The sequence below is a fragment of the Streptomyces xingningensis genome (assembly GCF_054957865.1).
The window spans coordinates 49,046-70,041 of the sequence record NZ_JBDJPF010000034.1 but is presented as its reverse complement, the minus strand read 5'-3'; the positions used below and the strand labels follow the sequence as shown (position 1 = coordinate 70,041).

Below are 20,996 nucleotides of genomic sequence, written 5' to 3'. Positions count from 1 at the left end.
TGTTTTCCAACCACCTCCCCGCCGCCCCGGCGGCGTGGGGGGGCCGCCCGGGGGGCACTGCGCCCGCCCCCCTCGGCGGCTCGTTTTGTTTTTTTCCGCGGGGGTGGGGGGGGGTTTGGGGGGGGGGGGGGGGGGCGCGCCGGGGGGGCATTCTTCACTGGGGCCGTCATGTGGGGTGGGGGGGTGCCGGGGGGGGGTCCCGGCCCCCCCCACCGCTGGTGTCACCGCAGGCCGTTGTCGACGGCGGTCATCAGGGTGCCGCTGTCGCCGGACATCTCCCAGATCATCACTCCGCCGAGCTTCTTGGTCTTGAGCCAGGCGGTCTTCTTGCCGATGGACCAGGCGTCGTCGAAGGTCCACCACTGGCCGTTGTCACCGGTGAACCCATAGGTGGCGACGGCCTGTTCGTCGTGGTGGACGGTCAGGTTGCCGACGGAAGCCAGCAGGTTGTCATAGCCGCGGGTGCCCGCCTCCTCCGGGAACTGGCCGGGCGCGGCCCCGTTCGCCTTCTGCCAGGCGCCATGGGCGCCGCCATCGGCGACCTGTTGCCAGCCGCGTCCGTAGAAGGCCAGGCCCAGGGCCAGTTGCCGCGGGTCCACGCCCGCGTCCAGATAGGTCTGGACGGTCTTGTCCACGCTGAACTTGGTGGTGTAAGGGTCATTGGGGTCGGTGTAGAGATTGCCCTGGTGGCCCGTGCGGTTGGGTTCCCAGCTGTTGTCGCTGCCGGAGCCATGGAAGTCGTACCCCTGGACGTTCGCGTAGTCCATGGACGAGAAGACACCGGACCTGCCGATCTCCCAGCCTGCCGCGATCTTCGCCGGGTCGGCCGGGGTGAACGCGGTGAGCAGGTACTTCTTGCCGGTGGTGGTGCCCAGTGCGTCCAGCTGCCGGCGGAACTCGGCGAACAGCAGGGCGTTGTTGGCCTTGTCGTCCGGGGAGACATGGTTGCCGGGGTGGCCGTCCGAGCCGGGCCACTCCCAGTCGATGTCGAAGCCGTCGAAGATCCCGGCCGCGCTCCCGGCGCCGCCGCGGCCGTTGCTGACCGGCAGATCGCCCTTGAGATACATGTCGATGCAGGACTTCACGAACTTCTGCCGGGAGGCGTCGGTCTTGGCGACGTCGGAGAAGAACTTGCTGTAGGTCCAGCCGCCGATGGACATGTTGATTTTGAGCTTGGGGTACTTGGCCTTGAGCTTCTTGAGCTGGTTGAAGTTGCCGGCCAGCGGCTGGTCCCAGGTGTCGCCCACGCCGTCGACGGACTCGCCCGCCCCGAAGCCCTTCTCGTAGTCGGCCCAGGAATCCCCGGCGCCATCACCCTGGTTGGGATCCTCGGGGTTGGAACCGGTGGCCTTGGTGACGCCATTGAGGCAAGTGAGGTTGTTCGGGTCGATGTTGGAGAAGGCGTAGTTGATATGGGTCAGTTTGGCCGCCGCGCCCGTGGTGTCCAGCGACTTCACGGTGTAGCCGCGCCCGTAGATGCCCCACTGTACGAAGTAGCCGACCTTGAGGGCGTCGGCCGCGGGTCCGCCGCCGCCGGTGGTCCGTACGGTCAGCGGAGGGCTGGCCGGGCCGGTCTGATCGGCGGTGTCCCGGGCGACCACGGTGTAGGTGTAGTCGGCGCCCGGGGTCAGCCCGGTGTCGGTGTAGGTGAGTCCGGTGGCGGTGCCGGCCTTGGTGGTGCCGCGGTAGATGTCGTAGTTCTTGACCCCCTTGTCCGCGGTGGCGGCCGTCCAGCCCAGGGTGATCGCGGTGTCGGTGACGGCCGTTGCCCGGGGGGTGCCGGGGGCGGAGGGCGGCTTGTCGGAGCCGCTCCTGGTGGTGCGGAAGGTGGCGGCCGGGCTCGCCGGGCCGGTCTGGTCGGAGACGTTCCGGGCGACCACGGTGTAGGTGTAGTCGGTGTCGGGGGTCAACCCGGTGTCGGTGTAGGCGAGTTTGCCGACGGTGGCGACCTTGGCGGTGCCCCGGTAGACGTCGTAGTTCTTGATACCCTTGGCGTCGGTCGCGGCCGGCCACTTCAGCGAGATGCTGTTCGCGGTGATCGCCGTGGAGAAGGGCTTGCCGGGGGCGCTGGGCGGGGTACCGGTCGAAGAGCCGTCGCAGGAGCCCCCGTTGAGCTTGCAGCCGGTGGGAGCCTTGTCGCCCGCCGCGACAAATCCGAAGGTCACGCCGGCGCCGGGGGCTATGGTGCCGTTGTACTCACGGTTCTTGGCGGTGTAGTGCGAGCCCGCGCTGGTGATCAGCGCGTCCCAGTAGGCGCCGACCGTGGTGGTGGAGGGGAAGTCCCATTCCACGGTCCAGGCGTCGATGGTCGTGGTGCCGGTGTTCTTGATCGTCCACTCCGCCTGGTATCCGGTCCCCCAGTCGGAGGTCTTGACAAATGTCGCCGTTGCGGAAGGACCCGCTTCGCGGGCCTTCGCGGCATGGGCCGGTGCGGTGAAGCCGACGAGCGCCGCGACCGGGAGCAGCAGCGCGGTGAGCACTGCCATCAGGGTGGAGAGGGGTTTTCGGGCGTGTCTGTTACGCCCGGTGGTTCCTGTGCTCAAGGGTGCTCCTCGAGTGAGGTCCGGATTGGGTGGGGGGTGTTGTGGGGGGTGTCCGTGACCTGTGCGCCGCCGGGTGAGCGAGTTGCAGGGGGTGGGGGGTTGAGCTCACTACGGTGGTGAGGGGAGCGTAAGAAGGTCCGTACCAATGGTCAAGAGGTCTGGACCAGACCCAATTCCCGGGCCAGTACCGCCGCTTGGACCCGGTTGCGCAGCTCCAGCTTGGGCAGCAACCGGCTGACATGGGTCTTCACCGTGGTCTCCGCCATGCCCAGCCGCTCGCCGATGTCCGCGTTGGACAGTCCCTCACCCAGGCAGGCCAGCACCTCGCGCTCGCGCGGAGTGAGCGGGGCGAGGACCTCCGGGGCGGCGGTGGGATCCGGGGCCGCCGGCTGCTGGGCGAACTCCATGATCAGGCGCCGGGTCACGGCCGGGGAGATCAGGCCCTCGCCGCGCGCGACGGTCCGTACGGCCGTCACCAGGTCGGCGGCCTCGCTGTTCTTCAGCAGAAAGCCGGCGGCGCCCGCGCGCAGCGCCCCGAAGACATACTCGTCCAGGTCGAAGGTGGTCAGGACGAGCACATCGGCGAGCCGGTCGGAGGTGATCCGACGGGTGGCCGACACTCCGTCCAGGCGTGGCATCCGGACGTCCATCAGGACGATGTCCGGGCGCAGTTCCCGCGCCAGGCGTACCGCCTCCTCCCCGTTGGACGCCTCACCGATGACCTCGATGCCGGGCGCGGAGCGCAGGATCAGGACGAGCCCGGAGCGCACGGCGGCGTGGTCCTCGGCGACGACCACCCGGATGGCGGCGTCCAGGTCGTTCAAGGCTTCTCCTCGTGGTCGACGGGCAGTTCGGCCCGTACCTCCCAGTGGCCGGCGCCCGGTGCCGGGCCGGTGATCAGCGCCCCGCCCACCAGGGCGACGCGCTCGCGCATGCCGGTCAGGCCCGCCCTGGCGCCCGGAGCACGGGAGTCCGGCAGGGGGCCCAGCGGGCTGGTCACCCGGACGGTCAGCGGTCCGCCGCCGTCGCCGTCGCGGCTCAGCGCGACCGTCACCTCGCCGGGGGCCGCGTGTTTGACGGCGTTGGTGAGCGACTCCTGGACGATGCGGTACGCGGCCAGCTCGACGGGTGCGGGCAGCGGGGCCGGTCCGCGGTGGTCCCGCAGGGTGAAGGAGAAGCGCTCGTCGCGCACGGCGGTACGGGCGTGGTCGAGCAGTACGTCGAGGCTGTCCAGGGTGGGGCTGGCGGTCGGCTCTCCGTCGCCGGTGTGCCGCAACACCCCGATCAGGCGCCGCATTTCGGCCAGTCCCTGCACGCTGTTCTCCCGGATGACCCCCAGGGCCTCGCGGGAGGTCCACGGCTCGTCGATGGAGAGCGCGGCCGCCGAGTGGATGGCGATGGCCGACAGATGCCCGGCGATCATGTCGTGGAACTCGCGTGCCATCCGGGCGCGTTCCGCGGCGACCGCCTCGCGCCGGTCCAACTCGGCCAGCAGGGCGGTGCGTTCGGCAGCCAGCCGGGCGGCCTCGGCGGCGTCCCGGTGGGTGCGGACGCCGATCCCCGTCCAGGCGGGGGCGATGAAGACGATGCCGACGGCGAAGCCGATGAGCAGCCCGCCCGGCTGGTGGGTCAGGGCCAGGGCGAGCAGCGTGGCGGCCACGGTGAGCACTTCGCAGGCGCGGGCGATGCGGCGGGCGGCGGCGGCCGACCCGTACAGCACGGCCGCATAGAGCACATCCGTGTACATCAGGATCGTCACCACCAGCTGCCCCGTGCCGATGGCGAGGAGGAGCGCGCCCGTTCCGATCGCCAGGCCCGCCATCGGTGCGGTGCGCCGCAGCAGCTCCGCGACGGACATGGCGAGCAGCGCGAGCAGCGCCGGCTCCTGTGGCAGGCCGAACAGCGGCGGGTTGTTCCGCAGCCCGAGGAACCACAGCACAAGCCCGCCGAGCAGCCCGGCGACCGCGATCAGCGTCTCCGGGCGGCCGGGGCGGCGGGGGAGTCGGAGCTTGACCGGCATGGGTCCATCTCAGCACGTCAGAGGGGATGCGGTCGTCCCCTGCCGGAGGCCGGGGGCCGGGCGCCCGGTACATCGAAGGATGCAGCCGCGGATCCTCTCGCGCGACGACGAACCGGCCCGGGCCGGGGGCGATGCTGGGGTGTACCCGGCGGAGGGAAGGGAGCGAACCGTGATCGTCACGCTGATCATCGCCTGTGAGGTCGGCTTCTGGGTGCTGCTGGCCGCCGGGCTCGCCCTGCGCTACATGGCGAAGATGCCGCGTGCGGGGGCGGCGGTGCTGTTGCTGGAGCCGCTGCTGGAGCTGGTGCTGCTCATCGCCACCGCGATGGACCTGCGCAACGGTGCCTCCGCCGACTGGAAGCACGGCCTGGCGGCGGTCTACATCGGCTACTCGGTCGGCCTGGGCCATGCCACGATCAAGTGGGTCGACCAGCGCGTCGCCCATCGCCTCGCCGGGGGTCCGCCGCCCGTCAAGCCGCCCAGGTACGGGGCCGCGCGGACCGCGCACGAGTGGAAGGTCGCGGGCCAGTGGGTGCTGGCCGCGGTCGTGGCGCTGGCCCTGCTGCAGGGGGCGGTCTGGTACGTGGGGAGCTCGGGGGACATCAGCTCGCTGCGGGCGTGGCAACAGAAGATGCTGCTGGTGATCGGCATCAATGTGGTCATCGCGCTGAGCTACACGATGTGGCCCAAGCGGCCGGAGGCCGCCGGGCGGGAGTGAGGGGGTCAGCGGTTCTCGCCGGGCACCCAGAGGACGTCGCCCAGCTCCCGGTTCGCCGTCCGCGCCAGGATGCTGCGCTTTCCCGGGGGGCAACCCCCGGACCCCCGGCCGGGCCGGGTTCCGCCGTGGGTCAGCGGTTCTCGCCGGGCACCCACAGCACGTCGCCCAGCTCCCTGTTCGCCGTCCGCGCCAGGATGAACAGCAGGTCCGACAGCCGGTTGAGGTAGGTCGCGGTGAGCGGGTTCATCGTCTCCCCGTGCTCCTCCAGCGCCGCCCAGGTGGACCGCTCGGCGCGCCGTACCACCGTGCACGCCTGGTGCAGCAGGGCCGCGCCGGGAGTGCCACCGGGGAGGATGAAGCTGCGGAGCTTCTCCAGGTCCTCCAGGAAGCGGTCGCAGTCCGCCTCCAGCTTGTCGATATAGGACTGCTCCACCCGCAGCGGCGGATATTTGGGGTCTTCCACGACCGGCGTCGCCAGGTCGGCCCCCACGTCGAAGAGGTCGTTCTGGATGCGTACCAGCACCCGTGCGATCTCCTTCGGCAGCTGTCCGAGCGCGAGCGCGACCCCGATCACGGCGTTGGCCTCGTTGGCGTCGGCGTAGGCCGCGATCCGGGTGTCGGTCTTGGCGGTGCGGCTCATGTCGCCGAGGGCGGTGGTGCCGTTGTCACCGGTGCGGGTGTAGATGCGCGTCAGATTGACCATGGGTCCGAGCGTAGTGCGCAATCGCCTCCGGCGCCCCGGCCGCCCTGCTGGGCCCGTGCGGCCTCGCCGACGCCTCCTCCGGCGCGGCCCGCCTCAGGGCGTCTGGTGTGCGAAGCCGGTCCGCCAGCTCGGCCGCTCGGGGCGCCAACCCCGGGAACGGGCCAGGGTGTTGACCGCTCCGCGCTCCCAGTCCTGCCGTCCCCCCGTGGCCTCGGGGGCGGGCGTGCCAAGGGCCTCGGCCAGTACTGGCAGCCAGTCGCGGGCCCGCGCCGGTTCGTCGTCCACGACGTTGACGGGCCCGCCCGGCCAGTCGAGGGCGGCGACCGCGGCCCGGGCCGCGTCCGCGGTGTGCAGGAAGGAGCTCACCGCGTCATTCGCCTCGATGCTGCCCAGGAAGCGCACGGCCGGGTCGCCGGCCAGGGCCGCGGCGGCGGCCCCGCCGGGGGCGTACCAGGTGCCCGGGCCGTACAGGAGGCCGTAGCGCAGCACCACGGCGGTGTCCAGCTCGGCGGCCGTCTCCTCCAGCGCCCGGATGCCTGCCACCAGCCGGGCTCTCGGCTGCGCCGCCCCGTCGTCGAGCGGCACCGATTCATCGGCGGGGCCCTCGCCGGGGGCGTATGCCCAGGAGACGGACTGGGCGACGATCCTGTGCACCCCGGCGGCCCTGGCCGCGTCCACCAGGTTGCGGGTGCCTTCGCGGCGCAGCCGGCCGGTGGCGGCCGCATCGGCGTCCGAGAGATCGGTCAGCTGGTGGATCACCGCCTCCGGGGCCGCCTCGGCCACCGCGCGCCGCAGGCCGTCCGCGTCCAGGGCGTCGACCTGGACGGCCGCCGCACCCTGGCGGCGCACTCGCTCGGTGCCCGCCCGGGACCGGGAGGCCCCGGTGACCTGGTGCCCGGCCGCCAACAGCAGGGGGACGAGCTGACGACCCACGACGCCGGTGGCGCCCGCAACAAAGATCCGCATGGGCCAAGGCTAGGCCGCGGCAGCGGCGGGGGTTTGGGCCAGTTGCACCGCGGTTGCGTGGGCAACTTCGCCGGGTGCTCGCCGGCTCACACGGGGAGCAGGGTGATCCGGCCTCCGCACAGCTTCTCCATGTCGTCCAGGTCGGATGTGAGCATGACGACGGGGGTCTGTTGATGTAGAGCGGTTACGGCGACCATCGCATCGATGGCGTACTTGTGGCCGTGCAGCCCGGTCTCCGACAGCAAGAGCGCCGCTTCCTTCGACCAGACGACGCTCAATGGCTCGATTCGCAGTTGGGAGAGCACGTAGTCCCAGCGGCTGCGTTTGATACCGCTGTGCTGCGCTTCGATCAGTGTTGCGCCGCTGACGACCCGGTCGGCACCGCGTTCCACCGCCGACCGGACCAGGTTCATGACCCGGCGGTCCTGCTCCAGGTAGCGCGAGAGACCTTGGCTGTCTAGGACGAGCGTGCCACCGCCCGTCATCCGGCCGCGGGCCACTCGGTCTCCCGGGTCTCGGCGCGCGACCAGATGTCTGCGGCTTCCTGCTTCTCCTCGGCGGTGAAGGGGCCTTGTTCCTTCTCGTACTCGGCGAGGTAGTCGAGCGTGGCGCGGTTGCGCAGGTGTTCTTCAACCGCCGTGGCGATCAAGGCGGATACCCCGCGGTTGCCCACGGTCTGACGCAGCGCGCGCACTGTTCCCTCGGGCAGGGATACGCTGATCGCCTTGGCGGGGCCCTCGCCGATGCCGGGCTCGGGTGGGTTGGTCTCCATACGACCGAGATTAGCAATCGCTTTAGTAAATGGCTATACGCTCGCTCGGCGGAAGAAGCGGGTGCCCAGGGTCGAGGAGACGGCCGGCGCGTCGGTGAAGGCCGGTACGCGGTACGCCCGGCCCTGTGACCGCTGGTACGGAAGTGGCCCAACTGAGGTGTGTGGTCCGGTCGATGGGCCGCGGAGTGTGACGTCCGTCAAACAGGACGTGACGCGCATCTCTAACCTCCCAACGGCGCGCCGACGGGCGCTAAGGTCCGCCCGAGAGCGCATATGTACAGGGAGTCAGGAGACAGCTGTGGCCAAGAAGCTCGCCGTCATCGGGGCCGGACTGATGGGTTCCGGGATCGCGCAGGTCTCTGCCCAGGCCGGGTGGGAGGTCGTGCTGCGGGATGTCACCGACCAGGCCCTGAAGCGCGGGACGGACGGGATCAAGGCCTCGTACGACAAGTTCGTCTCCAAGGGCAAGCTCGAGGCGGCCGCCGCCGAGCAGGCGCTGGCCCGGATCACGGCCACCACCGAGCTGGACGCCGCCGCCGACGCGGACATCGTCGTGGAGGCCGTCTTCGAGGACATCGACACCAAGCGGGAGATCTTCCGCACCCTGGACGGCCTGGTGAAGGACGAGACGGTGCTGGCCTCCAACACCTCCGCCATTCCGATCACCAAGATCGCGGCCGCCACCCGGCGCCCCGAACGGGTCGTCGGCACCCACTTCTTCTCCCCGGTGCCGATGATGCAGCTGTGTGAGCTGGTGCGCGGATATAAGACCAGCGATGAAACCCTGGCCAAGGCACGGGAGTTCGCCGAGGGGGTCGGCAAGACCTGCATCGTGGTCAACCGCGATGTGGCGGGATTTGTCACCACGCGGCTGATCTCGGCGCTGGTGGTCGAGGCGGCCAAGCTCTGTGAATCCGGGGTGGCCAGCGCCGAGGACATCGACATCGCCTGCAGGCTGGGGTTCGGGCATGCGATGGGGCCGCTGGCGACCACCGACCTGACCGGCGTGGACATCCTGCTGCACGCCACGGACAACATCTACACCGAGTGCCGGGACGAGAAGTTCGCGCCGCCGGAGATCATGCGCCGGATGGTCGACGCGGGAGACCTGGGACGCAAGAGCGGTCAGGGCTTTTACCAGTACTGACCGGGAAACGCCAAAATCCGTTCACCCTACGGCGTGAATTCGCTATTGATTCGCTTACAGGCGGCAACTTTGTCGTGTGAGAGGCAGTCAGTTCTTTAGCAGGCTGTTCTTTAGCAAGCTGAGGACTCGTCGAACCCCGTCCACCACGCAGCACTCCCGGGAGCGCATATGCACATCAGGGGCGACCATGCCGAACTGGTCGTCGGGGGGCGCCTCGACGTCCGCAACGCGGCGGACGCCCGTACGGTCCTGCATTCCGCGCTCGACGCCGGCCGCGGTGATCTGGTCCTCGACCTGACCGAGCTGGACTCCTGGGACGCCACCGGGCTCGGCGTCATCATGGGCGCCCACCGCCGGGCCGGGCGCACCGGCCGGCGGCTGGTGCTGCGGGGGGTGCCGGACCGGATGCAGCGGGTGCTGGTGGCCACCCGGCTGCATCGCATCCTCGCCATCGAGGGCGAGCCCGCCCAGGGCGCCCCCGAGCCGGGCCCCTCCTCCCTCCCCGCGTGCGACTCCCTCCCCGCGTGCGAGCGGGCCGGCTGAGCCGTATGCGAGGCGAGTGACCCGATTCCTCACGGGACTGTTACGCCCGGGGGAACTCGGCACCCTTTTCGTCGGCGATACTGTCCCAAGGTCTGTTCGGTTTCCCGTCGCTTCGAAAGCCCTCGGCGGGCGCCGGACCTGAGGTCGCAAGAGCGCGGACAGGCCGGGAGGGCACGACGGCACGCCACGCGACTGGGGGGCTTTGACCATGGACCCGACGAACCGGGCACCCGAGACACCGGACAACGGTGAGGGCCGCGACGGCGGGGGAGCCGCCGAGAACGCCCCGGCGCTCGCCAGGGTCGTCCAACTCGTCGCCGGGGACTACCTGCTGACCGTCAATCCCGTCGACGGCAGCGAGATAGAGTCCTGCCCGCCCGGCAGGCTCCCCGCCCGTCCCGAACGCCTCGGCACCGCCGAGCGCGCCGAGCTGCTCCGGGCGGCCGCTCCGCCGGCCCCCGCCCGCCCGGCCGGGCCCCGACTGCCGCTGGTGGGCCGGGCGGAGGAGCGCGAGCGACTGGGCCGGCTGCTGTCGCGCGGCCGCTCGGTGCGGGTGACCGGCCCCGCCGCAACCGGGCGCAGCACGCTGCTGGATGCCGTCGCCGCCGACTGCGTGACCCTGGCGCCGGACGGCGTGGTACGGCTCAGCGGCCACCGCCGCACCACCACCGATCTGCTCCATGAGCTGTTCGCGGCCGTTCACCGGGCGCCGCTGTACCGCCCCGACCGGGCCGAACTGCTGGCGGCCGTGCGGGAGATCGGCGCGGTGGTGGTCCTCGACGACCTCGAGTTCGGCGGCGCCGCGCTCGACGAACTCCTCGACGCCACCCCCGAGTGCGCCTGGCTGCTGGCGGCCACGCCCGGGATCGCCGCGCCCTCCGCGGACTGCCACCTGGAGGAGGTGTTCCTCGGCGGGCTCGACCGCACCGACTGCCTGGAGCTGCTGGAGGCCGCCGTCGGCCGGCCGCTCACGGACGAGGAAGCCGACTGGGTGGCGGACCTCTGGTTCGAGTCGGAGGGGTTGCCGCTGCGGTTCGTCCAGGCGGGGGCGCTGCTGCGGCAGCGCCTGGGCCTGGATGTGACGGAGGTGACCGAGGGGGACGAGAAGCCGTACAGCATCCCCGTCGACGGCCCCGCCGAGGAGGACGGCCGGGGTGCGCTGCCCAGCGTCGCCGAGGCGGCCGCCCCGGTCACGCTGCTCGCCGCCGGGCTGAGCGAGTCCGCCCGGGCCACCCTGGGCTTCGCCCTGGCGCTCGGCGGCGAGGTGCCGCACCAGGCGCAGCTGCCCGCGCTCGTCGGGGACACCCATGCGGACGCCGCCGTGGGCGAGTTGCTCGCCGGTGGGCTGATCACCGCGGTGGGCGCGCACTACCGGCTGGCGGCGGGCGTCGCCGAGCAGTTGCTCGGCGCGGACGGCGCACCCCACGGCGCGGACACCGGGGAGCGGGCGCACTCCGCCGCACAGCACTACTCCTGGTGGGCCGGGCACCCCTCGGTCGCCCCGGAGCGCATCGCGGCCGAGGCGGACGCGATCCTCGCCGCGCTGGGCGCGCTGGTCACCGGCGGCCGGGCCGGGCAGCCGGCCGCCGCGGTGCTGCTGGCCCGTACGGCGGCCCCGGCGTTCGCGGCGGCGCTGCACTGGGGCGCGTGGGAGCGCGCCCTGCGGTACGGCCAGGAGGCCGCCCGGCTGGCCGGGGAGGTCGGCGAAGAGGCGTACTTCCACCATGAGTTGGGGGTGCTGGCGCTGTGCACCGGCAACCTCGACCGGGCCCGCGCCGAGCTGGAGACGTCCGTCGGGATGCGCGGGGCGCTCAAGGACAAGCGCGGCGCGGTCGCCGGGCGGCGGGCGCTGGCGCTGGTCGCGGACCGGTCCCGGCCGGCCGAGGGGGTGCCCGCGGCAGCGCTGCCGCCGGTGCCGCCGGGTGCGGGTGACGGCCGTACGCCTGCCGGGGAGGAGGTGCCGGACGCGCGCCGGGAGGAGTCCGCCTCGCCGTCCGCGGGGGCGCCGGGGGCCTTCGCCGGGTACCACCCGGACGATGCCACGACCACGATCATCAGCCGGATTCCGGCGCCGGTGGCGCCCGGGGGCGCGCCGGGCGGGCGGCCGGCGGAGCCGGGATCCCTGGCCAAGAGGCTGATGGCGGGCGGCAATCGGCGCAATCTGCTGGCGGCGGGTGCGGGGGTGCTGCTGGCGGCCGTGCTGGGTACGGCCGTCACCCTCGGGGCGGCCTCCGGTGGGCACGGCGGTGGCGGCGGGCACTCGGAGAAGGTGAAGCCCGGCCAGTCCGCGTCCCGGCAGGACGGCGACGGCGGGCTGAACGCCGACCAGCCCGCGGCGGGGGAGTCCGGCGGCGCTCCGGCCCCGGGCCGGTCCGGGCAGCCGGAGCGGCCCGGGCGGACGGCCGGGCCGAGTGGCGCGGCCTCCTCCTCGCCGGGGGCGTCCGGGAGCGCCTCGCCGCCCGCCTCGGAGAGCGGGTCGCCCGGTACGCACCGGCCGCCGACGCCCAGCGGTGAGCCCTCGCACTCTCCTACCCAGTCGCCCGGCGACGGGAAGACCACGCCGCCGCCCGTGACGCACGAGCCCACGCCGCCGACGAAGAGCCCGCCGAAGACGCCGCCGGCCGGGACCCCGCAGTCGAGTGGCGGGAGCAACTCGGCGAGCGGGACCGCCCCGGGCGGTGGCGGGCGCCCGTCGAGGCCGGTCGCGTAGGGAGTGGGTTGAAGATCCGGGCCGGGCTCCCGGCCCGGATCTTCAAACCGCTCCTGGGCCGGATCAGAACAGCCGCAGCTTGTCGTCCTCGATGCCGCGCAGTGCGTCGTAGTCGAGGACGACGCACCCGATGCCGCGGTCGGTGGCCAGCACCCGCGCCTGCGGCTTGATCTCCTGGGCCGCGAAGATGCCCCGCACCGGGGCGAGATGCGGATCGCGGTTGAGCAGTTCGAGGTAGCGGGTGAGCTGTTCCACGCCGTCGATCTCGCCGCGCCGCTTGAGCTCGACGGCCACCGTCCGGCCGTCCGCGTCCCGGCAGAGGATGTCCACCGGGCCGATGGCGGTGGGGTATTCACGGCGGATGAGCGCATAGCCCTCGCCCAGCGTCTCGATGCGGTCCGCCAGGAGCTCCTGGAGGTGCGCTTCCACGCCGTCCTTGATGAGGCCCGGATCGACGCCCAGTTCATGCGAGGAGTCGTGCAGGATCTCCTCCATGGTGATGATGAGCTTCTCGCCCGCCTTGTTGATCACCGTCCAGATGTCTCCGTCGCCCTCCTTGAGGGTGCAGGGCGGGGACATCCAGTTGAGGGGCTTGTAGGCCCGGTCGTCCGCATGGATGCTGACGCTTCCGTCCGCCTTCACCAGGATCAGACGGGGGGCGGAGGGCAGATGGGCGGTGAGCCGGCCCGCGTAGTCCACGGAGCAACGGGCAATGACGAGACGCATGGTGTGAAACGCTACTCGACGCTTGGTGGTCCACGCGATTCGCCCTGGATGGACCCCTTCGGCTTTGGCCAGTTGTAGGTGCGTTCTCCTGGTGGGGCGACAGTGGCCGGATTACCGTTGAAGCGGGCGGTCGTCGTACGGGCACAGGGCGTCGTCGTCCGCTCGCCCATCCCTGAGACCCCGCTCGCGGGGTCGCGAGAGGAGAACCCATGTCGCTCGACGTCTCACCGGCCCTCCTCGAACAGGCCGAGCGAGGCGAGGTCGACGAAAAGGAATTCGTCGACTGCGTCCGGAACTCCCTGCCCTACGCATGGGAGATGATCAGCTCGCTGGTGGACCGGCTCACGATGTACGGCGGTGATTTTGCCGACAACCGTACGCCGCCGCCGGACGAGCAGGCGCGTGGTCAGCTGCTGCGGGCCATGGCGAGTGACGCGATTCGCGGTGCGCTGCAGCGACACTTCGGGGTCCGCCTGGCGTTCCAGAACTGCCACCGGGTTGCGGTCTTTCCGCTCGACGCCTCGGTGGACGAGCGCCTGGCTCGTTTCACCTCGATGCGGGGGCAGGTGCTGAACCAGTCACCGGAGCTTCGCGACTGCTGACGCACCGCTGCTGCCGCTCCGCACACGGGAGGTGCGATCGGTACGGGAGCGGCAGCTCCCCGGATCCTGTGGCCGGGGAACCGGAAGCGTTCAGCCGAGCAGGGGCAGTACGTCGGAGCCGAGCCGGCGCAGGTTCTCCTCGGTGGCGGCGAGGTCGCCGGAGCCCTCGGACAGCAGCGCGAACCGGCTGATGCCGGTGCGCTCGGCGGTGGCCGCGAGGCGGTCCGCGCACAGCCGTGGCGAGCCGACCGGGTGGAGACCGCAGAGCAGCTCGGTATAGGCCAGCGGGTCGCGCATCCGGCGGACGCGCCCGTCGACCGTCACATGCGCGCCGAGCCCCTGGTGCAGCCACCCGGGCATCGCCTTCAGCAGGGTCTCCGCGGCCTCCGGGCACCGGTCCGCGATCTGCAGCACGCCCGCCGACACATGCCCGGCCGCGGCGACCGCCTCGGGTGAACTCCCGGCCTCCAGCGCGCACTTGCGCCACAGGGCGATCATCTCCGCCTTCTCCTCGTCCGCGCTGTGCATGCCGAGCAGCATCGGCAGCCCGTGCCGGGCCGCCAGCCGGACGCTCGCGGGCGAGGTGCAGGCGACGATCACCGGCGGTCCGGGCCGGTCGAGCAGCTCGTCGGGGCGGGGCACGACCGGGACCTCCCGGAAGGCGAAACGTTCACCTGCCGACCCGACCCGGGGTTCGCGCAGCCAGCGCATCAACAGTGCGAGGGACTCGGGGAACGCCTCTTCGTAAGCTCCCAGGCCGGAGTTGAACACTTCCAGGTCCACCCAGGGTCCACCCCGGCCCACCCCAAGGGTGAACCGGCCGCCGGAGGTGAGGTGCAGCAGGGCCGTCTGCTCGCCCAGGGCCACCGGGTGCGCGGTCGGCAGGACGCTCACCGCCGTGCCCACGCCGATCCGGTGGGTGCGCCCCAGCATCAGGGCGGCGAGCGTCACCGCGGACGGGCAGACGCCATAGGGGACGAAGTGGTGCTCGGCCACCCAGACCGCGTCCAGCCCGGCCTCTTCGGCGACCTCCGCCGTCCGTACGGCCCGGTAGAGAGCCTCTGCATGGCCCTGGCCCGGGAACTGGGCGGCCAGGACGAATGCTCCAACGCGCATCGCTTGCGTGCCTCCTAGCGACGGACTGGCGATCGAACGCCGCCCCCCTGGAGGCAATAACGCCTGACAGGTGCCCGAAGGTACGGGCGTACGGAAGGTTTTCATGATGATCACAGAGGAGGGGGCCCGGCCGGGATGGTGACCGTGCCGCGTAGGCTGGTCACAACCCGTAGCCCCCCAGACGCCCCGAGGTGCCCCGTGTCTCCGCGCCGAAACCGCCCGCGAGGCGGAGCCGACAGGCGAGCCGACGTTCCGCGCGAGCGGGAGGAGGGCGGCGAGCGCTTTGGACTGGAGCGCACCGAGAGCTGGCAGGGCGAGGAGTGGTCGGTGCGCATGATCGGCGGCGGGGCGGCGGCCAAGCACTACCGGTGCCCCGGCTGTGACCAGGAGATCCCGCCCGGGGTGCCGCACCTGGTCGCCTGGCCGCAGTACGGCGCCGGGGTCGAGGACCGGCGGCACTGGCACAAGGCCTGCTGGAACGCGCGAGACCGCCGGAGCGCCCGGCTCCAGCGGTCTCGTAACGCGCCGCGTCGCTAGGGGGCATCCCCTGGGGCGTGCCCGGCAGGGCCTATGCGTCGCGCTTGGTCATCACGGCGTAGGCACCGGCCAGCGCGGCCGCCGTGGCCAGCACCGCGATGAGCATCACCGTCCCGGTGCCGGGGCCCGAGGTCGAGGTGTCGGAGGAGGTCCCGTAGATGGCGGCGAGCTGCATGGGGATCGAGTACTCGAGCAGCGCCTTCTGCAGCGAGTGGAAGCTCCCCAGGAACATCGCCAGGATCAGCGGCAGCAGCACCACGCCCAGCATGGTGGTGATGGCACCGGCCGAGTGCCGCAGCATGGCCCCCACGGCGAGCGCGATCAGCCCCAGCAGTGCCACATAGATGCTGACCCCGAAGGTCGCTTTGAGCCACTCCGAGCCGGTGCTGTCCTGCCCGGTCCGGCCGCTCAGGACCCCCTCGCCGAGGAGCGCCACCAGCACGGTCGCGATCAGGGTCATCACAAAGGTCAGCGCGAAGAACACGATCGACTTGGCCGCCAGCACCCGGGTGCGGCTGGGGCAGGCGGTGAGCGTGGTGCGGATCAGTCCGGTGCCGTACTCGGAGGAGATCGTCAGCACGCCCAGGGTGAGCACCGGGATGATGCCGAGCAGGACGCCGGTGAAGCCGAGGTTCAGCGGGGTGACGTCGGTGAGGTCCTGTTCGGACAGCTTGCTGTCGGCCACCAGGATCATCAGCGTGCCGATGCCGATCACGACCAGCAGCATCACGCCGAGCGTCCACATCGTCGACCGCAGCGACTTGATCTTGGTCCACTCGGCCTTGACGGCGTCGCCGAGGTTCGCCTCGCGCACCGGGATCGGCGAGACATAGCCGCCCGGGACCGCCGCGCCGGGCCAGTGCGGCTGGGCGGGCTGCGGGGGCGCGGGTGGCTGCGGGGGCATCGGGGCGGTCATCGGGCGTCCTCGTTGTCGCGCGTGGTCGGTTCGGGGGCGGGAGCGTTCTGCGGCGGCGGGGGAGCGGCCGAGGGCTGCCGGGCGTAGGGATTGGGCTGCTCGCCCGGCAGCACCGGATAGCCGCCCGGCGCGTTCCAGCCCGGCGGCAGCGGTGCGCCCGGGGCGCCGTGGCCCGGGGCGGGCTGCTGGAAACCGGCCCGCAGATCCGCCGTGGAGCGGTAGTCGACCGCGTGCTGGGTCATCCGCATGTATGCCTCCTCCAGGGAGGCCTGGTGCGGGGAGAGCTCCCACAGCCGGATGTCCGAGGCATGGGCGACCTCGCTGATGCGCGGCAGCGGCAGGCCGGTGATGCGCAGCGCGCCGTCCTGCTCCGGCAGCACCTGGCCGCCCGCCTCGACCAGCGCGGTGGTGAGCTTTTCGCGCTGCTCCGGCTGCCCGTCGGGTATGCGGACCCGGGCGAAGCCGGCCGAGTTGGCGGCGATGAAGTCCTGGATGCTCATATCGGCGAGCAGCTGCCCGCGCCCGATCACTATCAAGTGGTCGGCGGTGAGCGCCATTTCGCTCATCAGGTGCGAGGAGACAAAGACCGTACGGCCCTCCGCCGCCAGCCGCTTCATCAGATTGCGGACCCACAGGATGCCCTCGGGGTCGAGGCCGTTGACCGGCTCGTCGAAGAGCAGCACCTGGGGGTCGCCGAGCAGCGCGGCGGCGATGCCCAGCCGTTGGCCCATGCCGAGCGAGAAGCCCCTGGAGCGCTTCTTGGCCACCTCGGTGAGGCCCACCACGGCCAGCACCTCGTCCACCCGCTGGGCCGGGATCCCGGAGAGCTGGGCCAGGGACAGCAGGTGGTGGTAGGCGCTGCGGCCGCCGTGCACGGCCTTGGCGTCGATCAGCGCACCGACCTGCCGGGGGGCGTTCGGCAGCTGCCGGAAGGGGCGTCCGCCGATCGTGACCTGCCCGGCCGTTGGCATATCCAGGCCGAGGATCATGCGCATGGTCGTCGACTTGCCCGAGCCATTGGGGCCCAGAAAGCCGGTGACGGCGCCTGGCCGCACCTGGAAGGTCAGATTGTGCACGGCCGTCTTGGCGCCATAGCGCTTGGTCAGGCCGACTGCCTCGATCATTCTCCGCCCCTCGCGAGATGGTCGGGGCAACTGCCCCCGTTCGGGTAAGGAGGATAACGAGGGGTTGACGGTTCCCTCGAATTCAACGCGAATGGCCATGGGTTTGCGCGGCTGGCCAGGGGAGATCGCCGGGCGGCCGCACCCAGCCCTCCTCGACGAAGATCCGGGCGCCCTCCGCCCGTACCGCCTCCTCGGCCCGGGCCCGCTGTGTCCAGTCGGCCGGATCGGGTCCGAGCAGGGCGCGCAGCCGGGGCGAGGCCCGCAGCAGCGCGGTGAGCAGGGTGCCCTGGTCGCCCCCGCCGGGGCGGGGCCGGCCGGTGGCCGGGTCCAGCAGCACACCGTGGTGGGAGACATAGACGGACGCGCCGGGCAGCCGCTCCCCGGACGGCAGGGTCAGGGCGAAGGCGTCCCCGGACAGTGCCACCCGGCGGTAGTGGAGCTCGGTGACGTCCATGGCCGCGAGCTGCGCCGCATCCAGCCAGCTGATCACCAGCCCGGTCTCGGCGGCCGGGTCGGCGTAGGGGGCGGCGGCCACATAGCCGGCCCGGCCGATATGCGCCGAGCAGCCGATCGCGATGCCGGGTACGCGTACCGGCACCATGGGCACGGCGACCGGCAGCGAGCGGCCTTCCAGCTTGTGCACCACCTGGGCGGGGGAGGCATTGGAGCCCACCGCGATGACGGGGTGGCGCTCGGCGACGGGCGCCTGGCCGAGGGCGGTGAGGGCCTGGTCCAGCCGCACGGTCCGGTCGTCGCCCGGCACCTGCCAGGTCCCCAGCGCCGCCGCCCGTACCCGCAGCGGGAGCAGCTCCCGGCCGGTGAGCAGGCACGGGCCGGGGACCGGGCGGCCGGGATAGGTCAGCGGGTGCCGGAACGGCACGGTGTCCAGGCCGAGCGCGCGCAGCGTCCGGTCCATCGGGCCTACGCGTCGCGCTTCTTCAGCACGGCGTAGCCGCCCAGCAGCGCGGCCAGCACCCAGAGCACCATGATCGCGAGACCGCCCCAGGGGCCGTAAGGGGCCTCGTCGGTCCCCTCGATGACCTGCATGACCTTCTGGCCCGCCTTGTCGGGGAAGTATTCGGCGACCTTCTTGGTGGCGGACACACTGGCGAGGATGTTGGAGATCAGGAAGAAGAACGGCATCAGAATGCCGAGCGACAGCATGGGGCTGCGCAGCATCGCGGCGACGCCCATCGAGAACACCGTGATCAGCGTCATATAGAGGCCGCCGCCGAGGACCGCGCGCAGCACGCCCGGATCACCGATGTGCGCCCGGTGGTCGCCCAGCATCGCCTGGCCGAGGAAAAAGGACAGAAAGCTGGTGACCATGCCGACGACCAGGGCGAGCAGTGTGGCCACGGCGATCTTGCTGAACAGAAAAGTGCCGCGCTGGGGAACGGCGGCCAGCGAAGTGCGGATCATTCCGGTGCTGTATTCATTGGCTACCACCAGCACCCCGAAAACGATCAGTGCCAGCTGGCCCAGGCCCATGCCGGCGAAGCTGATGAAGGTCGGGTCGAAGGTGAGCTTGTCCTTCATGGACATTTTGTCAAAGCCGTTGTTGGCCAGTGCACTGATCAGTATTCCGAGGCCGACGGTCACCACCACGGCGATGCCGAGCGTCCACACCGTGGAACGCACGGATTTGATCTTCGTCCATTCCGAGCGCAGGACCTGCGTTGCCACCGCCATGGTCAGGATCCCTTCTGCTGCCAGTCGGCCCCCCAGCCCCCGGCCGGCGGCTCGGGTGGCGTCGCCATGTGGTTGGCGTGCGCGTGGTACTCCACGGCTCCGGCGGTGAGCTGCATAAAGGCCTCCTCCAGCGAGGCCTGCTGGGGGCTGAGCTCATGCAGGGTGATCTGGTGGCGGGCGGCCAGCTCGCCCAGGTGTGCGGCATCCTCGCCGTGCACCTCCAGAGCACCCTCGTCATCCGGCGTGGCGGAAATCCCGGCCCCCGAGAGCACTTCGCGCAGCCGCTCCCGGTCGGGCGAGCGCATCCGCACATAGGAGCGGGAGTTCTGCGCGATGAAGTCGGACATGGAGGTGTCGGCGAGCAGCCGCCCCTGGCCGATGACCACCAAGTGGTCGGCGGTGAGCGCCATTTCGCTCATCAGGTGCGAGGAGACGAAGACCGTGCGCCCCTGGGCGGCCAGGCTCTTCATCAGATTGCGGATCCAGTGGATGCCCTCGGGGTCGAGGCCGTTGACCGGCTCGTCGAACATCAGGATCTGCGGGTCGCCGAGCAGCGCGGCGGCGATGCCCAGCCGTTGGCCCATGCCGAGCGAGAAGCCCTTGGAGCGCTTCCTGGCCACCGCCGAGAGGCCGACCACATCCAGCACCTCCCGCACCCGGGAGCTGGGGATGCCATTGCTCTGCGCCAGGCACAGCAGGTGGTGGTAGGCGCTGCGGCCGCCGTGGATGGCCTTGGCGTCCAGCAGGGCGCCCACCGTCCGCAGCGGATTGTGCAGTTGCCGGTAGTGCTTGCCGTCGATACGGACCGTGCCGCCGGTCGGGTTGTCGAGGTCGAGCATCATCCGCATGGTCGTCGACTTGCCCGCCCCATTGGGGCCCAGGAAACCGGTGACGATACCGGGCCGCACGGTACAGGTGAGGTTGTCCACGGCGAGCTTGTCGCCGTAGCGCTTGGTCAGCCCCTCAAGCTCGATCATTCACCCACGGTAAGGGCATGCGGAACGCCTCGCCACCGGAGCCGGCAAGTCCGTAACCGCTGCTCCGGCGCGCCGTACGACAGCGGCATACGGCGCGCCGGGCGGTCCCCCCGAACACCTTGACCTCAGCGGCTCTGCTGGGCCGGGACGCCGCGCGAGATCGGCTCGTCGTCGCCCGGGACACCGGCCGCGGCCACCGCCGCACCGGTCAGCGTGGCCAGCATCTCGCGCACGTTCGTCAGCTGCGCATTGATGCTGTCCCGGCGGTTGGTGAGCGCCGCCAGCTCGCGCTCGGACTCGCTGCGGATCCGGTCCGCCTTGGCGTTGGCGTCGGCGACGATGTCCTCCGCCTGACGCTGCGCCGTCTCCACCGTCTGCCGGGCCCGGCGCTCCGCGTCCGTGCGCAGCTTCTCCGCCTCCAGGCGCAGCTGCTCGGCCCGGTGCTCGATCTCCGCCAGCCGCTTCTCCGCCTTCGCCTGACGAGACGCCAGATCGCGCTCGGACTGCTCGCGGCGCTTGGCCAGGTTGGTCTCGAAGTCGGCCGCCGCCTGGGCCGCCTTGGCCCGCGTCTCCTCGAAGAGGGCGTCCGCCTCCTCGCGCTTGGACTGGGCGTCCTTCTGCGCCTCGGCACGCAGCGTCGAGGCATCGCCCTTCGCCTTGTCGACGATCCGCGCGCCCTCGTCCTCCGCCTTCGCCTTGCGGTCGGCGGCGAACGACTCGGCGTCGTTGCGCACTTGCTGCGCCGCCGACTCGGCCAGCTCACGGTGCTGCTCCGCGGCCCGCCGGGCCTCCTCGCGCAGATCCTTGGCCTCTTCCTCGGCCAGCCGAAGGATCTTCTCGACCCGTGCCCCGAGCCCCGCGTAGGACGGCTCCGAGTCATTGATCTGGGCCTGAGCGTTCTGCGTTTCGAGGTGCAGCTCCTCGATGCGCTTTTCCAGAGAGGTGATCCGAGCCAGTGCGCTGTCACGGTCGGCGACGAGCTTGGTAATGCGGTCGTCCACCTGGCCGCGGTCGTATCCACGCCGCACGAGCTCGAAGCCGAAGGGGGAGGAAGTGTCGCTCATGGGGTTCCTGTCGAAAGAGACCGGTGAGGTGATAGAGGGAATCCTAGGGGCGAGAGCGGCGTGTCATCGAGCAGATGGTTGTAATTGGTGGGGGGATCTGGAAAATGTCCCCTCGATTGA

The 20,996-nt window shown here is 71.4% G+C and carries 21 protein-coding genes; 6 read left to right on the top strand and 15 right to left on the bottom strand.

The annotated features are described in order from the left end of the window. Positions 1-221 precede the first annotated feature (221 nt). From ABCR83_RS19125 to ABCR83_RS19115, 3 genes are all read right to left on the bottom strand, one after another. The gene (locus ABCR83_RS19125; RefSeq protein WP_462696272.1) at positions 222-2,486 is read right to left on the bottom strand and encodes a glycosyl hydrolase family 18 protein; all 2,265 of its coding nucleotides are present in this window, start codon (positions 2,484-2,486) and stop codon (positions 222-224) included. A gap of 206 nt (positions 2,487-2,692) precedes the next feature. Beyond that, positions 2,693-3,367, bottom strand: a complete 675-nt coding sequence (locus tag ABCR83_RS19120; RefSeq protein WP_462696270.1) for a response regulator — start codon at positions 3,365-3,367, stop codon at positions 2,693-2,695. Beyond that, entirely contained in the window at positions 3,364-4,563 is a 1,200-nt protein-coding gene (locus ABCR83_RS19115; protein WP_462696269.1) for a sensor histidine kinase, read from the bottom strand. Before ABCR83_RS19115 ends, ABCR83_RS19120 begins: the two co-directional genes overlap by 4 nt. 169 nt (positions 4,564-4,732) lie before the next feature. Between ABCR83_RS19115 and ABCR83_RS19110 the strand changes: the two genes are divergently transcribed. Continuing rightward, complete coding sequence (locus ABCR83_RS19110; RefSeq protein WP_462696268.1) at positions 4,733-5,281, top strand: hypothetical protein; 549 nt, start codon at positions 4,733-4,735, stop codon at positions 5,279-5,281. A 130-nt stretch (positions 5,282-5,411) separates the two neighbouring features. On the opposite strand, the gene ABCR83_RS19105 is transcribed toward ABCR83_RS19110, so the two are convergent. The 4 genes from ABCR83_RS19105 to ABCR83_RS19090 form a co-directional block, all read right to left on the bottom strand. Continuing rightward, entirely contained in the window at positions 5,412-5,984 is a 573-nt protein-coding gene (locus ABCR83_RS19105) for a cob(I)yrinic acid a,c-diamide adenosyltransferase (protein WP_462696267.1), read from the bottom strand. A gap of 93 nt (positions 5,985-6,077) precedes the next feature. Continuing rightward, the gene (locus tag ABCR83_RS19100) at positions 6,078-6,950 is read right to left on the bottom strand and encodes an NAD-dependent epimerase/dehydratase family protein (RefSeq protein ID WP_462696266.1); all 873 of its coding nucleotides are present in this window, start codon (positions 6,948-6,950) and stop codon (positions 6,078-6,080) included. Between the two features lie 86 nt (positions 6,951-7,036). Next, positions 7,037-7,450 carry a PIN domain-containing protein gene (locus ABCR83_RS19095; protein ID WP_462696265.1) on the bottom strand — a complete coding sequence of 138 codons (414 nt, stop codon included), beginning with the start codon at positions 7,448-7,450 and terminating at the stop codon, positions 7,037-7,039. After that, positions 7,432-7,722 carry a hypothetical protein gene (locus ABCR83_RS19090; protein WP_462696264.1) on the bottom strand — a complete coding sequence of 97 codons (291 nt, stop codon included), beginning with the start codon at positions 7,720-7,722 and terminating at the stop codon, positions 7,432-7,434. The genes ABCR83_RS19095 and ABCR83_RS19090 overlap by 19 nt, the downstream gene beginning before the upstream one ends. Positions 7,723-8,020: 298 nt before the next feature. Between ABCR83_RS19090 and ABCR83_RS19085 the strand changes: the two genes are divergently transcribed. The 3 genes from ABCR83_RS19085 to ABCR83_RS19075 all read left to right on the top strand — a co-directional run bounded on the left by ABCR83_RS19085 (position 8,021) and on the right by ABCR83_RS19075 (position 12,122). Further along, complete coding sequence (locus ABCR83_RS19085) at positions 8,021-8,869, top strand: 3-hydroxyacyl-CoA dehydrogenase family protein (RefSeq protein ID WP_462696263.1); 849 nt, start codon at positions 8,021-8,023, stop codon at positions 8,867-8,869. 168 nt (positions 8,870-9,037) lie between these two features. Continuing rightward, entirely contained in the window at positions 9,038-9,412 is a 375-nt protein-coding gene (locus ABCR83_RS19080; RefSeq protein WP_462696262.1) for an STAS domain-containing protein, read from the top strand. Positions 9,413-9,620: 208 nt separating this feature from the next. Then, positions 9,621-12,122, top strand: a complete 2,502-nt coding sequence (locus tag ABCR83_RS19075) for an ATP-binding protein (protein ID WP_462696261.1) — start codon at positions 9,621-9,623, stop codon at positions 12,120-12,122. A 63-nt stretch (positions 12,123-12,185) separates the two neighbouring features. On the opposite strand, the gene nucS is transcribed toward ABCR83_RS19075, so the two are convergent. Further along, positions 12,186-12,848 (bottom strand): endonuclease NucS, encoded by a 663-nt coding sequence (nucS, locus tag ABCR83_RS19070; protein ID WP_462696260.1) that lies wholly within the window; start codon positions 12,846-12,848, stop codon positions 12,186-12,188. A 209-nt stretch (positions 12,849-13,057) separates the two neighbouring features. On the opposite strand from nucS, the gene ABCR83_RS19065 reads away from it, so the two are divergent. Beyond that, positions 13,058-13,450, top strand: coding sequence for an SCO5389 family protein (locus ABCR83_RS19065; RefSeq protein ID WP_462696259.1), 393 nt, complete (start codon positions 13,058-13,060; stop codon positions 13,448-13,450). A gap of 90 nt (positions 13,451-13,540) precedes the next feature. On the opposite strand, the gene ABCR83_RS19060 is transcribed toward ABCR83_RS19065, so the two are convergent. After that, positions 13,541-14,566: an LLM class flavin-dependent oxidoreductase gene (locus ABCR83_RS19060; protein ID WP_462696258.1), complete on the bottom strand. Its 1,026-nt coding sequence runs from the start codon at positions 14,564-14,566 to the stop codon at positions 13,541-13,543. Between the two features lie 198 nt (positions 14,567-14,764). Here ABCR83_RS19060 and ABCR83_RS19055 point away from each other — a divergent pair, with 198 nt between their 5' ends. Next, positions 14,765-15,103, top strand: a complete 339-nt coding sequence (locus ABCR83_RS19055) for an ATP/GTP-binding protein (protein ID WP_462696257.1) — start codon at positions 14,765-14,767, stop codon at positions 15,101-15,103. 31 nt (positions 15,104-15,134) lie between these two features. On the opposite strand, the gene ABCR83_RS19050 is transcribed toward ABCR83_RS19055, so the two are convergent. The 6 genes from ABCR83_RS19050 to ABCR83_RS19025 all read right to left on the bottom strand — a co-directional run bounded on the left by ABCR83_RS19050 (position 15,135) and on the right by ABCR83_RS19025 (position 20,876). Then, entirely contained in the window at positions 15,135-16,019 is an 885-nt protein-coding gene (locus tag ABCR83_RS19050) for an ABC transporter permease (protein WP_462696256.1), read from the bottom strand. Next, entirely contained in the window at positions 16,016-17,143 is a 1,128-nt protein-coding gene (locus ABCR83_RS19045) for an ABC transporter ATP-binding protein (protein WP_462696255.1), read from the bottom strand. The genes ABCR83_RS19050 and ABCR83_RS19045 overlap by 4 nt, the downstream gene beginning before the upstream one ends. An 82-nt stretch (positions 17,144-17,225) precedes the next feature. Then, a complete protein-coding gene (locus ABCR83_RS19040) occupies positions 17,226-18,059 on the bottom strand; it encodes a hypothetical protein (protein ID WP_462696254.1) in 834 nt (277 codons plus the stop codon). 5 nt (positions 18,060-18,064) lie between these two features. Then, complete coding sequence (locus ABCR83_RS19035; protein ID WP_462696253.1) at positions 18,065-18,835, bottom strand: ABC transporter permease; 771 nt, start codon at positions 18,833-18,835, stop codon at positions 18,065-18,067. A 2-nt stretch (positions 18,836-18,837) separates the two neighbouring features. Continuing rightward, a complete protein-coding gene (locus ABCR83_RS19030) occupies positions 18,838-19,812 on the bottom strand; it encodes an ABC transporter ATP-binding protein (protein WP_462696252.1) in 975 nt (324 codons plus the stop codon). Positions 19,813-19,937: 125 nt separating this feature from the next. Then, positions 19,938-20,876 carry a cellulose-binding protein gene (locus tag ABCR83_RS19025; protein WP_462696251.1) on the bottom strand — a complete coding sequence of 313 codons (939 nt, stop codon included), beginning with the start codon at positions 20,874-20,876 and terminating at the stop codon, positions 19,938-19,940. Positions 20,877-20,996: the final 120 nt, after the last annotated feature.